Genomic DNA, 13,071 nt, shown 5'->3' on the forward strand with positions numbered 1-13,071 from the left:
GTAAAGCGCAGCAGTCCCACACCCCTGCCCCGCAGGACCGTCACCGCACCCGACAGCCCCGCGCAGCGGACCCGGCCCGCCGCAGGCGCAACGGCGACAAAGCCGACAACGTCGGCACGGCTCAGCGCAGCGGAAGGGCCGCAGGCGCAACGGCGACAAAGCCCCACGGCGGGAAAGCCGAAAACGTGGGGCGGCGACAAAGCGCAGCGGAGCGGCGGGAAAGCCGAAAACGTGGGGCGGCGGCAAACCGCAGCGGACGCGTAATGTGACCCGCCGTGACCACGTTCATCTGGATCGCCGCCGCGATCGTCCTCATCGGCATCTATCTGAGCTGGACGGCCGGCCGCCTCGACCGTCTGCACGCCCGCATCGACGCGGCCAGGGCGGCCCTCGACGCCCAGCTGCTCCGGCGCGCGTCCGTCGCGCAGGAGGTGGGCACCTCGGGGATTCTCGATCCCGCCGCCTCGATCGTCCTTTACCAGGCCGCGCACGAGGCCCGGCAGGCCGAGGAGGACCACCGTGAGGTCGCGGAGAGTGAGCTGAGCCAGGCGCTGCGGGCCGTCTTCGCCGAGGAGGCGCCGCTGGAGGCCGTACGGGAGGCGCCCGGTGGTGAGCGCACGGTCACCGAACTCACCGCCGCGGTGCGCCGGGTCCCGATGGCCCGCCGCTTCCACAACGACGTCGTACGGGCAGCCCGCGCCGTCCGCCGCCACCGGGTGGTGCGCTATCTCCGGCTCGCCGGACACGCGCCCTTCCCGCTCGCCTTCGAAATGGACGACGAGCCGCCGGCCGTCCTGGACGACCGCTCGGCCGGGAACTGACCGGGCAGGCGGCGCCGGTCCACGAGCGCCGGAGCTGCGACTGCCGGCGGTGACGAGCCACTGACCTCTAATTGGCCCTTTTCCCGGGCCACTCACCAACGGTTGTGTGGGCGCAGCAGCACAGCCACCCGCATTGAGTGAGGTCACACGTGTCCAGCACGCCCACCACGCCCCAGAACCCCGAGACCGGAACCGCGCGCGTCAAGCGCGGGATGGCCGAGCAGCTCAAGGGCGGCGTGATCATGGACGTCGTCACGCCGGAAGAGGCGAAGATCGCCGAGGACGCGGGCGCCGTCGCCGTCATGGCCCTGGAGCGGGTCCCCGCCGATATCCGCAAGGACGGCGGCGTGGCCCGGATGTCCGACCCCGACATGATCGACGGCATCATCGGTGCCGTCTCCATCCCGGTCATGGCCAAGTCCCGGATCGGCCACCTCGTCGAGGCCCAGGTCCTGCAGTCGCTCGGCGTCGACTACATCGACGAGTCCGAGGTCCTCACCCCGGCCGACGAGGTCAACCACTCCGACAAGTGGGCGTTCACCACCCCCTTCGTGTGCGGTGCCACCAACCTGGGCGAGGCGCTGCGCCGTATCGCCGAGGGCGCGGCCATGATCCGCTCCAAGGGTGAGGCCGGCACCGGCAACGTCGTCGAGGCGGTCCGCCACATGCGCCAGATCAAGAGCGAGATCGCCAAGCTGCGCGGCTGCGACAACAATGAGCTGTACGCCGCCGCCAAGGAGCTGCGTGCCCCGTTCGAGCTGGTCAAGGAGGTCGCCGAGCTGGGCAAGCTGCCGGTCGTGCTGTTCTCTGCCGGTGGCGTCGCCACCCCGGCCGACGCCGCGCTGATGCGTCAGCTCGGCGCCGAGGGCGTGTTCGTCGGCTCCGGCATCTTCAAGTCCGGTGACCCCGCCAAGCGAGCCGCCGCCATCGTGAAGGCCACCACCTTCTACGACGACCCGAAGGTCATCGCGGATGTCTCCCGCAACCTGGGCGAGGCCATGGTCGGCATCAACTGCGACACCCTCCCCGAGGCCGAGCGCTACGCCAACCGCGGCTGGTAGGGACGTAGATGAGCACTCCCACCATCGGTGTGCTGGCCCTTCAGGGCGATGTCCGCGAGCACGTCAAGGCGCTCGCGGACGCCGGCGCCCAGGCCCGGCCGGTACGCCGTCCCGAGGAACTGGACGAGATCGACGGCCTGGTCATACCGGGTGGCGAGTCCACCACGATGTCCAAGCTGGCGATCGTCTTCGGCATGCTGGCGCCGCTGCGTGCCTTCGTCCGCGCGGGCAGGCCGGTCTACGGCACCTGCGCCGGCATGATCATGGTCGCGGACAAGCTGCTGGACGCCCGCGAGGACCAGGAGACGTTCGGCGGCATCGACATGATCGTGCGCCGGAACGCCTTCGGGCGGCAGAACGAGTCGTTCGAGGCGGCCATCGACATCGCCGGGATCCCCGGCGGACCGGTCGAAGGCGTCTTCATCCGGGCGCCGTGGGTCGAGTCGGTCGGCGGCGCCGTCGAGGTCCTGGCGACGTACGACGGGCACACCGTGGCCGTGCGGCAGGGTAACGTCCTCGCCACGTCCTTCCACCCGGAACTCACCGGTGACCACCGGGTCCACGCGCTGTTCGTGGACATGGTGCGGCGCGCCCAGGGACTCCCTCCGGGACGGTGGCCGGGTGATGGGCGGGAGTGACACCGTGTGATCCGTCCCCGGTAGGATCTGAGGCGTTCGTTTCAGACGTTGGTTACGCGAAGGAGACAGGCGGATGTCCGGCCACTCTAAATGGGCTACGACGAAGCACAAGAAGGCCGTGATCGATGCCAAGCGCGGCAAGCTCTTCGCGAAGCTGATCAAGAACATCGAGGTCGCGGCCCGGACCGGCGGCGCCGACCCCGAGGGCAATCCGACCCTCTTCGACGCCATTCAGAAGGCCAAGAAGAGCTCGGTGCCCAACAAGAACATCGACTCCGCGGTCAAGCGCGGTGCGGGCCTCGAAGCCGGCGGCGCCGACTACGAAACCATCATGTACGAGGGGTACGGCCCCAACGGTGTCGCGGTGCTCATCGAGTGCCTCACCGACAACCGCAACCGTGCCGCCTCGGACGTCCGCGTCGCCATGACCCGCAACGGCGGTTCGATGGCCGACCCGGGCTCGGTGTCGTACCTGTTCAACCGCAAGGGCGTAGTGATCGTCCCCAAGGGTGAACTGACCGAGGACGACGTCCTGGGCGCGGTCCTGGACGCCGGCGCCGAGGAGGTCAACGACCTCGGCGAGTCCTTCGAGGTGCTCAGCGAGGCCACCGATCTGGTCGCGGTCCGCAGCTCTCTCCAGGAGTCCGGTATCGACTACGACTCCGCCGACGCCAACTTCGTCCCGACCATGCAGGTCGAGCTGGAGGAAGAGGGCGCGCGCAAGATCTTCAAGCTGATCGACGCGCTGGAGGACAGCGACGACGTGCAGAACGTCTTCGCCAACTTCGACGTCTCGGACGATGTGATGGCCAAGGTCGACGCCTGACAGGCGTGGCACACTCGGTCGACTGACGGGCCGACGGGGACACACCCCGTCGGCCCGTCGGTTTGTCAGTGGCAGCCACTACTGTGCTGATCAGAGGGCATCCGCTCTCCGATGACGAACAGCTGACCGACAGTGCGAGGGGCGGGGACCGATGAAGGTGCTGGGGGTGGACCCGGGGCTGACGCGCTGCGGGATCGGCGTGGTCGACGGGGTCGCGGGGCGCCCCTTGACCATGGTCGGCGTCGGCGTCGTCCGCACCCCCGCGGACGCGGATATCGCCCACCGTCTCGTCGAGATCGAGCGCGGGATAGACGCCTGGCTCGATGAGCACCGCCCGGAGTACGTCGCCGTCGAGCGGGTCTTCAGCCAGCACAACGTCCGTACGGTCATGGGCACCGCCCAGGCCAGCGCGGTCGCCATGCTGTGCGCGGCGCGCCGCGGACTGCCGGTCGCCCTGCACACCCCCAGCGAGGTCAAGGCCGCCGTCACCGGCTCCGGCCGGGCCGACAAGGCCCAGGTCGGGGCAATGGTCACGCGGTTGCTGCGGCTCGACGCGCCGCCGAAGCCGGCCGACGCCGCCGACGCCCTGGCCCTCGCCATCTGCCACATCTGGCGCGCCCCCGCGGTCAACCGCCTCCAGCAGGCGCATGCCGCGGCCCGCCGCGCCGCTTCCGCCACCGTCCCGTCCGCCGGCCCGCGCCGGACGGCTCCCCAGAAGGGCACCCGATGATCGCCTTCGTCTCCGGCCCGGTTGCGGCCCTCGCCCCGGACACCGCCGTCGTCGAGGTCGGCGGTATCGGCATGGCCGTCCAGTGCACGCCGAACACCCTGTCCGCCCTCCGTATCGGACAGCAGGCCAAGCTCGCCACCTCCCTCGTCGTCCGCGAGGACTCGCTCACCCTCTACGGCTTCGCCGACGACGACGAGCGCCAGACCTTCGAGCTGCTGCAGACCGCCAGCGGCGTCGGCCCCCGGCTCGCCCAGGCGATGCTGGCCGTGCACTCCCCGGACACCTTGCGCCTGGCCGTCTCGACCGGCGACGAGAAGACCCTGACCGCCGTGCCGGGCATCGGCAAGAAGGGCGCGCAGAAGCTGCTCCTGGAGCTCAAGGACCGGCTCGGCGAGCCGGTGGGCACCGGCCGCGCGGGCGTCGGCAGCGCCGTCACGGCCGGCTGGCGTGATCAGCTGCACGCCGCCCTGATCGGCCTCGGCTATGCCACCCGCGAGGCGGACGAGGCGGTCGCCGCGGTCGCCCCGCGGGCCGAGGCCGCCGTCGCCGAGGGGGGTACGCCCCAGGTGCCGCAGCTGCTCAAGGCCGCCCTGCAGACCCTCAACCGGGCACGATGACCCCCGCCGGCCGGGCCCCGCGCCCCCGACCGTACGACCCCGCAGGCGGCCCGGCCGCCCCGACCCCGCGAGGCAATCCGCAGTGAACTGGGACGACACCGCACCGCACACCGCCGAGGACGCCGCCACGGCCGCGCCCGACCGGCTGGTCGGTGCCGACGCGGACGGCGAGGACACCGCCGTCGAGGCCGCGCTGCGGCCCAAGGACCTGGACGAATTCGTCGGCCAGGAGCGGGTGCGCGAACAGCTCGACCTGGTGCTGCGCGCCGCCCGCGCCCGCGGCGCCACCGCCGACCACGTCCTGCTGTCCGGGGCGCCGGGCCTGGGCAAGACGACCCTCTCGATGATCATCGCCGCCGAGATGGGCGCCCCGATCCGGATCACCTCCGGCCCCGCGATCCAGCACGCCGGTGATCTCGCCGCGATCCTCTCCTCCCTCCAGGAGGGCGAGGTCCTCTTCCTCGACGAGATCCACCGGATGTCCCGGCCCGCCGAGGAAATGCTCTACATGGCGATGGAGGACTTCCGCGTCGACGTGATCGTCGGCAAGGGCCCGGGAGCCACCGCCATCCCCCTGGAGCTGCCGCCGTTCACCCTGGTCGGCGCCACGACCCGGGCCGGTCTGCTGCCGCCCCCGCTGCGCGACCGTTTCGGCTTCACCGCCCATATGGAGTTCTATGCCCCCGCCGAGCTGGAGCGGGTCATCCACCGCTCGGCCGGGCTGCTGGACGTCGACATAGAACCCGAGGGCGCCGCCGAGATCGCCGGCCGCTCCCGCGGCACGCCCCGTATCGCCAACCGCCTGCTGCGCCGGGTCCGCGACTACGCCCAGGTGAAGGCCGACGGCCTGATCACCCGCGAGATCGCCTCCCAGGCCCTCGGGGTCTACGAGGTCGACGCCCGCGGCCTGGACCGTCTCGACCGCGCCGTGCTCACTGCCCTGCTCAAGCTGTTCGGCGGCGGACCAGTGGGCCTGTCCACCCTCGCGGTCGCGGTGGGGGAGGAGCGCGAGACCGTCGAGGAGGTCGCCGAGCCCTTCCTCGTACGGGAAGGACTGCTGGCCAGGACCCCCAGGGGCCGGATCGGGACTCCGGCGGCGTGGGCTCATCTGGGGCTCGTGCCGCCGCAGCAGCAATCAGGCGGAAGTGGGCAGCAGGGCTTGTTCGGGGCGTGACGGCGCGGGGAGTCGCCCGGTCAGGAACTGCGGTGGGATGCTGGGCGTTGTTCCACTGGTGGGGACTCGCTTAGACTCCGCCGATGCCATCCGTATGGACGGCATACCCACCCCCGTATATGAGACCGTGCATCAGCGGTCGTGCGAAGGATTTCCGTCCCGTGAGTATCGTGACTCTCGTCCCCTTCATCGTCATCATCGGGGCCATGTTCCTGATGACCCGGTCTGCCAAGAAGAAGCAGCAGGCGGCCGTGCAGATGCGCAATGAAATGCAGGCCGGCACCGGCGTCCGGACGATCGGCGGCATGTACGCCACCGTCAAGGAAATCCACGAGGAAACCGTCCTCCTGGAGGTCGCTCCCGGCGTGCACGCGATCTACGCCAAGAACGCCATCGGCGCCGTGCTCGCGGACGAGGAGTACAACCGCATCCTGGACGGTGCCGACCCGATCCACGGCGACGAGCCCATCGTCCCGGACGACGCCTCCTCGCTGACCGGCGAGGCCACCGAAAAGGGTGACAAGGGCGACAAGATCGACCTGGGCAAGGCCGAGGCCCCGGCCGCCGAGCCCGCCGTGGACGAGCCCGCCGCCGGTGAGGCCGACGACGCCAAGGCCGCCGACGACGCCAAGGCCGCCAAGGCGGACGCGGACACCGCCAAGGACGACAAGAAGTCCGGCGACGACGAAGCCAAGTAGCCCGCCCCACGGAACCGCGGAGCACGCGTGGTGTGTCGTGCACCGCGGTTCCGGGACGGTCTAGGCTCCGGCGGGGGCACGTCCCCACAAGACTTCGTGGCCGCTCGGCCGGCATCCCGGGCCGAGGGGTTGGACAGGGAGATACGAGAAGGTGGCAGCACCGAAGAAGGGCCGCAGGGCGCCCGCGAGCCAGGGGCATCCGGGCCGCACCCTGATCCTGGTCCTGATCGCCATGGCGGGGCTGATCGGAGGCATGTTCTACTCCGGCACGCTGACGCCGCGACTGGGCATCGACCTGGCCGGCGGCACCAGCTTCACGCTGGCGGCCCAGAACCAGCCAGGCAAGCCCAACGCGATCAACGAGACCAACATGAACACCGCCGCCGGCATCATGGAGCGGCGGGTCAACGGTCTCGGTGTGACCGAGTCCGAGGTCCAGACGCAGGGCAGCAACCACATCATCGTGAACATCCCCAAGGGGACGGACGCGAAGCAGGCGCGCCAGCAGGTCGGTACCACCGCCCAGCTCGGTTTCCGGCCGGTGCTGACCACCACCGCGGGCGCCAAGACCCCCGAGCAGCCCACGCCCGGCCCCTCCCAGAGCGGCGCGAACGGCAAGGGCGACAAGGCCACGGGCGGGGCAGGCACCGGGCCGCACGCCTCTTCCTCGCAGCCGCCGGGTTCCAAGCCGTCGACGCAGGGCCGCGCGGTGACCGACTCGCTGAAGAAGGCACCCTCCGCCAAGCCCACCCCCTCCGGCACGGCCAAGCCCTCCACGCCCCCGGCGCCGCCGGCGCCTCCGGGTGGCGCGGCGATTCCGCCGGCCCTCCAAAAGCAGCTCAACGCGCTGGACTGTTCCACCAAGAAGGGCCGCGCCGCCGCAGGTGAGAAGGCCGCCAACGCCAAGCCGTCCGACACGATCGTGGCGTGCAAGCAGGACGGCACGCAGAAGTACGCGCTCGGCCCCGTCGGCGTCGAAGGCACGGACGTCAACAACGCCAAGGCCGTCTTCGACGCCCAGCAGGGCCAGGGCTGGATCGTCCAGATGGACTTCACCTCCGAGGGTGGCAAGAAGTTCGGGGACATCACCGGCAAGCTCGCCACCAAGGCGCCGCCGCAGAACCAGTTCGGGATCGTCCTGGACGGCGCGGTCGTCTCCTCTCCCTCGGTCGACAAGGCCATCATGGGCGGCGGAGCCACCATCTCCGGCGGCTTCACCCAGCAGTCCGCCGAGGACCTCGGCAACATGCTGTCCTACGGTGCCCTGCCGCTCTCCTTCAAGATCGACGACGAGACCACGGTCACCGCGGCGCTCGGCGGTGAGCAGCTGCACGCCGGTCTGATCGCCGGCGCCATCGGCCTCGCACTGGTCGTCATCTACCTCGTCGCCTACTACCGGGGTCTGGCGCTGGTCGCGCTGGCGAGCCTGGGGGTTTCGGCGGTCCTGACGTACACGATCATGACCTTGCTCGGCCCCGCCATCGGATTCGCGCTGAACCTGCCGGCGGTCTGTGGCGCCATCGTCGCCATCGGTATCACCGCCGACTCGTTCATCGTCTACTTCGAACGCATCCGGGACGAGATCCGCGAGGGACGCACTCTGCGCCCGGCCGTGGAGCGTGGCTGGCCCCGGGCCCGCCGCACGATCCTGGTCTCCGACTTCGTGTCGTTCCTGGCCGCCGCGGTGCTGTTCATCGTCACCGTCGGCAAGGTCCAGGGCTTCGCCTTCACGCTCGGCCTGACCACCGTCCTCGACGTCGTCGTGGTCTTCTTCTTCACCAAGCCCCTGATGACGCTGCTCGCCCGGCGGAAGTTCTTCTCCGAAGGCCATTCCTGGTCCGGCCTCGACCCCAAGCGCCTGGGCGCCAAGCCGCCGCTGCGCCGTCGTCGCGGCGCCGCCCCCACCCAGACGAAGGAGGCGTGAGATGTCCAAGCTCGGAAACCTCGGCGCCCGGCTCTACCGCGGCGAGGTCGGCTACGACTTCATCGGCAAGCGGAAGATCTGGTACGGCATCTCGATCCTCATCACCGTCGTGGCCATCGTCGGCCTGGCGGTGCGCGGCCTGAACATGGGCATCGAGTTCTCCGGCGGCGCGGTCTTCACCACTCCGAAGACCTCCGTCTCCGCCTCGGAGGCGCAGCACAAGGCCGAGTCGGTGGCCGGCGGCCACCAGGCCATGGTGCAGAAGCTCGGCGGCAGCGCGCTGCGCATCCAGATCAGCGGTCTGGACACCAAGCAGTCCGTGCCGGTCCAGGAAGAGCTCGCCAAGGACCTGAACGTCCCGGTCAAGGACGTCAACACCCAGCTGGTCGGCCCGAGCTGGGGTGAGCAGATCGCCAACAAGGCCTGGCTGGGCCTGGGGATCTTCATGGTCCTCGTGGTGCTCTACCTCGCCATCGCCTTCGAGTGGCGGATGGCCGTGGCCGCGCTGGTCGCGCTGATCCACGACCTCACGATCACGGTCGGCGTCTACGCCCTGGTCGGCTTCGAGGTCACGCCCGGCACGGTCATCGGTCTGCTGACGATCCTCGGTTACTCCCTCTATGACACGGTCGTCGTCTTCGACAGTCTCAAGGAAGCCTCCAAGGACATCACCAAGCAGACCCGCTTCACCTACAGCGAGATCGCCAACCGCAGCATCAACGGCACCCTGGTGCGCTCCATCAACACCACCGTCGTGGCGCTGCTCCCGGTCGCCGGTCTGCTGTTCGTCGGCGGCGGCGTCCTGGGCGCGGGCATGCTCAACGACATCTCGCTGGCCCTGTTCGTCGGTCTCGCCGCCGGTGCGTACTCCTCGATCTTCATCGCGACCCCGCTGGTCGCGGATCTGAAGAGCCGCGAGCCGCAGATGAAGGCGCTGGCCAGGCGGGTCACGGCGAAGCGCGCCGCGGCCGAGGCCAAGGGCGTGAGCCAGGAGGACCCGCAGGATGCGGTCCCCGCGGTGGACGCCGAGGACGGTGACGGCGCCGCGGTCGTCGGCCCCCGTCAGCAGCCCGCCTCCCGCAACCGCGGCCGCGGCCGCCCGTCGGGCAAGCGCCGATGAGCGCCCCGGCAGGCCTGCGCGAGCTGCTGCTCAGCCGGATCGCGGACGTCCCGGACCACCCGCAGCCGGGCGTGGTGTTCAAGGACATCACCCCGCTGCTCGACGACCCGGCCGCCTTCGGCGCGCTGACCGAGGCGTTCGCCGAGCTGTGCGGGCGGCACCGGGTGGACAAGGTCGTGGGCCTGGAGGCACGCGGCTTCATCCTCGCCGCCCCGGTCGCGCTCCGTGCCGGCGTCGGGTTCGTGCCCGTCCGCAAGGCGGGCAAGCTGCCCCGCGAGACGTTCCGGCAGGCGTACGAGCTCGAGTACGGCACCGCCGAGATCGAAATCCACGCCGATGCGCTGGCCCCGGGAGAACGGGTGCTGGTGATCGACGACGTCCTTGCCACCGGCGGCACCGCCGACGCGTCGCTGCAGCTCATCCGCCGCGCCGGCGCCGAGGTCGCGGGCGTCGCGGTACTGCTGGAGCTGGGCTTCCTGGCCGGCCGGGAGCGGCTGGAGCCGGGCCTGAAGGGCGCTCCGCTGGAGGCTCTGGTCACGGTCTGAGCCGCGCTCGCACCGCACGTGCGCACACAGGGGCATCCGGAAGAATTCGGGTGCCCCTGTTGCTGTGTCATGTACCGAACCCCGGCCGCGGGGGAGCGGCGGGCCAAGGGTCGATACGATGGCACCCCGGCCCGACCGAGGTTCTGGGGTCCGGAACCGCCTGAGGAGTGCTCTTGCCAGACGAGGCCCAGCCGCTCTCCCCCGGACTGCGCCCGGAGGGATCCGACGCCGCGCGCCCGGCCGAGCCGAAGCCGTCGGACCCGGCTTCCCCCGACGCGCCCCAGCCCGAGCGGCAGGGTGCGTCCGACGGCACCGCCACGCCCCGGCCGCCGGCCGACGGGCCCGCGGCGTCCCGGCCGCCCGCTGAGCGGCCCCGTACGGCGGCCGAGCCGGAACCCGGCGCCTCCTCGCCCCATCCGGCGTCGCCGTCCCGCGCCGCCAAGCCGCCCGCCAAGGCCGGCCGGCCTCCCGTGCCCAAGTCGCCGGCTTCCGCTCCCGCCGGCCGCTCCGGCTCGCCCAACCGGGTACGGGCCCGCCTCGCCCGGCTCGGCGTCCAGCGCTCCAGCCCGTACAACCCGGTCCTGGAGCCGCTGCTGCGGGCCGTCCGGGGCAACGACCCCAAGATCGAGACCGCGACGCTGCGCCAGATCGAGCGCGCCTACCAGGTCGCCGAACGCTGGCACCGCGGCCAGAAGCGCAAGAGCGGCGACCCGTACATCACCCACCCGCTCGCGGTGACCACGATCCTGGCCGAGCTGGGCATGGACCCGGCGACCCTCATGGCCGGCCTGCTGCACGACACCGTCGAGGACACCGAGTACGGCCTGGACACCCTGCGGGGCGACTTCGGCGACCAGGTCGCGCTGCTGGTCGACGGTGTCACCAAGCTCGACCGCGTCAAGTTCGGCGAGGCCGCGCAGGCCGAGACGGTGCGCAAGATGGTCGTGGCGATGGCCAAGGACCCGCGGGTCCTGGTGATCAAGCTCGCCGACCGGCTGCACAACATGCGCACCATGCGCTACCTCAAGCGGGAGAAGCAGGAGAAGAAGGCCCGCGAGACACTGGAGATCTACGCTCCGCTCGCCCACCGCCTGGGCATGAACACCATCAAGTGGGAGCTGGAGGACCTCGCCTTCGCGATCCTCTACCCCAAGATGTACGACGAGATCGTGCGGCTGGTCGCCGAGCGGGCGCCCAAGCGCGACGAGTATCTGGCCATAGTGACCGACGAGGTCCAGGCCGATCTGCGCTCCGCCCGGATCAAGGCCACCGTCACCGGCCGCCCCAAGCACTACTACAGCGTCTACCAGAAGATGATCGTGCGCGGCCGCGACTTCGCCGAGATCTACGACCTGGTGGGCATCCGGGTCCTCGTCGACACCGTCCGCGACTGCTACGCCGCCCTCGGCACCATCCACGCGCGATGGAATCCGGTCCCCGGCCGGTTCAAGGACTACATCGCGATGCCCAAGTTCAACATGTACCAGTCGCTGCACACGACGGTGATCGGCCCCAGCGGCAAGCCCGTTGAGCTCCAGATCCGTACGTTCGACATGCACCGCCGCGCCGAGTACGGCATCGCCGCCCACTGGAAGTACAAGCAGGAGGCGGTGGCCGGCACGTCCAAGGTGCGCACGGACGTGCCCAAGGGCGTCGGCAAGGGGGCCGGCCAGGACACCGTCAACGACATGGCCTGGCTGCGGCAGTTGCTGGACTGGCAGAAGGAGACCGAGGACCCGGGCGAGTTCCTGGAGTCGCTGCGCTTCGACCTGTCGCGCAACGAGGTCTTCGTGTTCACGCCGAAGGGCGATGTCATAGCGCTGCCGGCCGGCGCCACCCCCGTCGACTTCGCGTACGCGGTGCACACCGAGGTCGGCCACCGCACAATAGGAGCCCGGGTCAACGGGCGGCTCGTCCCGCTCGAATCGACCCTGGACAACGGCGACTTGGTGGAGGTCTTCACCTCCAAGGCAACGGGCGCCGGGCCCTCCCGCGACTGGCTCGGCTTCGTCAAGTCCCCGCGCGCCCGCAACAAGATCCGCGGCTGGTTCTCCAAGGAGCGCCGGGACGAGGCCATCGAGCAGGGCAAGGACGCCATCGCGCGCGCCATGCGCAAGCAGAATCTGCCGATCCAGCGGATCCTGACCGGCGACTCCCTGGTCACCCTCGCGCACGAGATGCGCTACCCGGACATCTCCTCGCTCTACGCCGCCATCGGCGAGGGCCATGTCGCCGCGCAGAGCGTCGTCCAGAAGCTGGTGCAGGCGCTCGGCGGCCAGGACGAGGCCACCGAGGACATCGCCGAGTCGACCCCGATCCGGCCGCGTTCCAAGCGGCGCTCCAGCGCCGACCCCGGGGTGGTCGTCAAGGGCGTCGACGATGTGTGGGTCAAGCTCGCCCGCTGTTGTACACCGGTGCCGGGTGACCCCATCATCGGCTTCGTCACCCGCGGCAGCGGCGTCTCGGTGCACCGTGCCGACTGCGTCAACGTCGACTCGCTGTCCCGGCAGCCGGAGCGGATCCTGGACGTCGAGTGGGCGCCCACCCAGTCCTCGGTCTTCCTGGTCGCCATCCAGGTCGAGGCCCTGGACCGCTCACGGCTCCTGTCGGACGTCACCCGGGTCCTGTCCGACCAGCACGTCAACATCCTGTCGGCGGCCGTCCAGACGTCCCGCGACCGCGTGGCCACCTCCCGGTTCACCTTCGAGATGGGCGACCCGAAGCATCTGGGGCATGTGCTCAAGGCGGTACGGGGCGTGGAGGGCGTGTACGACGTCTACCGAGTGACCTCGGCCCGCCGGCCCTGACGCGCGGCGGAAACCGCTGCCGTTCCCGCGGCAGCGGCCGCCCGCCTCAGGGATTCCTCCCGGTGGCTGCCGTCCCGGACATGCGGCGGCCCCGGTACGGATCTCCGTAC

The 13,071-nt window shown here is 70.7% G+C and carries 12 protein-coding genes; all 12 read left to right on the plus strand.

From position 1 onward, the window contains the following. The first annotated feature begins 275 nt into the window (after nucleotides 1–275). The 12 genes from ACWGJY_RS36390 (at nucleotide 276) to ACWGJY_RS36445 (ending at nucleotide 12,961) form a co-directional block, all read left to right on the plus strand. Nucleotides 276–821: a hypothetical protein gene (locus ACWGJY_RS36390; RefSeq protein ID WP_453265182.1), complete on the plus strand. Its 546-nt coding sequence runs from the start codon at nucleotides 276–278 to the stop codon at nucleotides 819–821. Nucleotides 822–970: 149 nt separating this feature from the next. Further along, nucleotides 971–1,882: a pyridoxal 5'-phosphate synthase lyase subunit PdxS gene (gene pdxS / locus ACWGJY_RS36395; RefSeq protein WP_453265183.1), complete on the plus strand. Its 912-nt coding sequence runs from the start codon at nucleotides 971–973 to the stop codon at nucleotides 1,880–1,882. An 8-nt stretch (nucleotides 1,883–1,890) separates the two neighbouring features. Then, a complete protein-coding gene (gene pdxT / locus ACWGJY_RS36400; protein WP_453265184.1) occupies nucleotides 1,891–2,520 on the plus strand; it encodes a pyridoxal 5'-phosphate synthase glutaminase subunit PdxT in 630 nt (209 codons plus the stop codon). A gap of 73 nt (nucleotides 2,521–2,593) precedes the next feature. Next, nucleotides 2,594–3,346 carry a YebC/PmpR family DNA-binding transcriptional regulator gene (locus ACWGJY_RS36405; RefSeq protein WP_453265185.1) on the plus strand — a complete coding sequence of 251 codons (753 nt, stop codon included), beginning with the start codon at nucleotides 2,594–2,596 and terminating at the stop codon, nucleotides 3,344–3,346. 151 nt (nucleotides 3,347–3,497) lie between these two features. Continuing rightward, nucleotides 3,498–4,076, plus strand: a complete 579-nt coding sequence (gene ruvC / locus ACWGJY_RS36410; protein WP_453265186.1) for a crossover junction endodeoxyribonuclease RuvC — start codon at nucleotides 3,498–3,500, stop codon at nucleotides 4,074–4,076. Next, a complete protein-coding gene (ruvA, locus tag ACWGJY_RS36415) occupies nucleotides 4,073–4,693 on the plus strand; it encodes a Holliday junction branch migration protein RuvA (RefSeq protein WP_453265187.1) in 621 nt (206 codons plus the stop codon). The genes ruvC and ruvA overlap by 4 nt, the downstream gene beginning before the upstream one ends. 82 nt (nucleotides 4,694–4,775) lie before the next feature. Continuing rightward, nucleotides 4,776–5,867: a Holliday junction branch migration DNA helicase RuvB gene (gene ruvB, locus ACWGJY_RS36420; protein WP_453265188.1), complete on the plus strand. Its 1,092-nt coding sequence runs from the start codon at nucleotides 4,776–4,778 to the stop codon at nucleotides 5,865–5,867. A gap of 161 nt (nucleotides 5,868–6,028) precedes the next feature. Further along, nucleotides 6,029–6,565 carry a preprotein translocase subunit YajC gene (gene yajC, locus ACWGJY_RS36425; RefSeq protein WP_453265189.1) on the plus strand — a complete coding sequence of 179 codons (537 nt, stop codon included), beginning with the start codon at nucleotides 6,029–6,031 and terminating at the stop codon, nucleotides 6,563–6,565. Nucleotides 6,566–6,716: 151 nt separating this feature from the next. Further along, on the plus strand, nucleotides 6,717–8,489 hold the full coding sequence (secD, locus tag ACWGJY_RS36430; protein ID WP_453265190.1) for a protein translocase subunit SecD: 1,773 nt from the start codon (nucleotides 6,717–6,719) through the stop codon (nucleotides 8,487–8,489). A 1-nt stretch (nucleotide 8,490) separates the two neighbouring features. Then, nucleotides 8,491–9,609 carry a protein translocase subunit SecF gene (gene secF, locus ACWGJY_RS36435; protein WP_453265191.1) on the plus strand — a complete coding sequence of 373 codons (1,119 nt, stop codon included), beginning with the start codon at nucleotides 8,491–8,493 and terminating at the stop codon, nucleotides 9,607–9,609. Next, complete coding sequence (locus tag ACWGJY_RS36440) at nucleotides 9,606–10,154, plus strand: adenine phosphoribosyltransferase (RefSeq protein ID WP_453265192.1); 549 nt, start codon at nucleotides 9,606–9,608, stop codon at nucleotides 10,152–10,154. Before secF ends, ACWGJY_RS36440 begins: the two co-directional genes overlap by 4 nt. Before the next feature lie 173 nt (nucleotides 10,155–10,327). Next, entirely contained in the window at nucleotides 10,328–12,961 is a 2,634-nt protein-coding gene (locus ACWGJY_RS36445; RefSeq protein WP_453265193.1) for a RelA/SpoT family protein, read from the plus strand. Nucleotides 12,962–13,071 lie beyond the last annotated feature (110 nt).

Source organism: Streptomyces sp. NPDC054765 (assembly GCF_053612065.1).

What these genes read in the sequence shown, in the direction of transcription:
- ACWGJY_RS36440 (WP_453265192.1), top strand. Translation starts at nt 9,606, where the DNA reads ATGAGCGCCCCGGCAGGCCTGCGCGAGCTGCTGCTCAGCCGGATCGCG.
- ruvC (WP_453265186.1), top strand. Translation starts at nt 3,498, where the DNA reads ATGAAGGTGCTGGGGGTGGACCCGGGGCTGACGCGCTGCGGGATCGGC.
- ruvA (WP_453265187.1), top strand. Translation starts at nt 4,073, where the DNA reads ATGATCGCCTTCGTCTCCGGCCCGGTTGCGGCCCTCGCCCCGGACACC.
- pdxT (WP_453265184.1), top strand. Translation starts at nt 1,891, where the DNA reads ATGAGCACTCCCACCATCGGTGTGCTGGCCCTTCAGGGCGATGTCCGC.
- secF (WP_453265191.1), top strand. Translation starts at nt 8,491, where the DNA reads ATGTCCAAGCTCGGAAACCTCGGCGCCCGGCTCTACCGCGGCGAGGTC.
- ACWGJY_RS36405 (WP_453265185.1), top strand. Translation starts at nt 2,594, where the DNA reads ATGTCCGGCCACTCTAAATGGGCTACGACGAAGCACAAGAAGGCCGTG.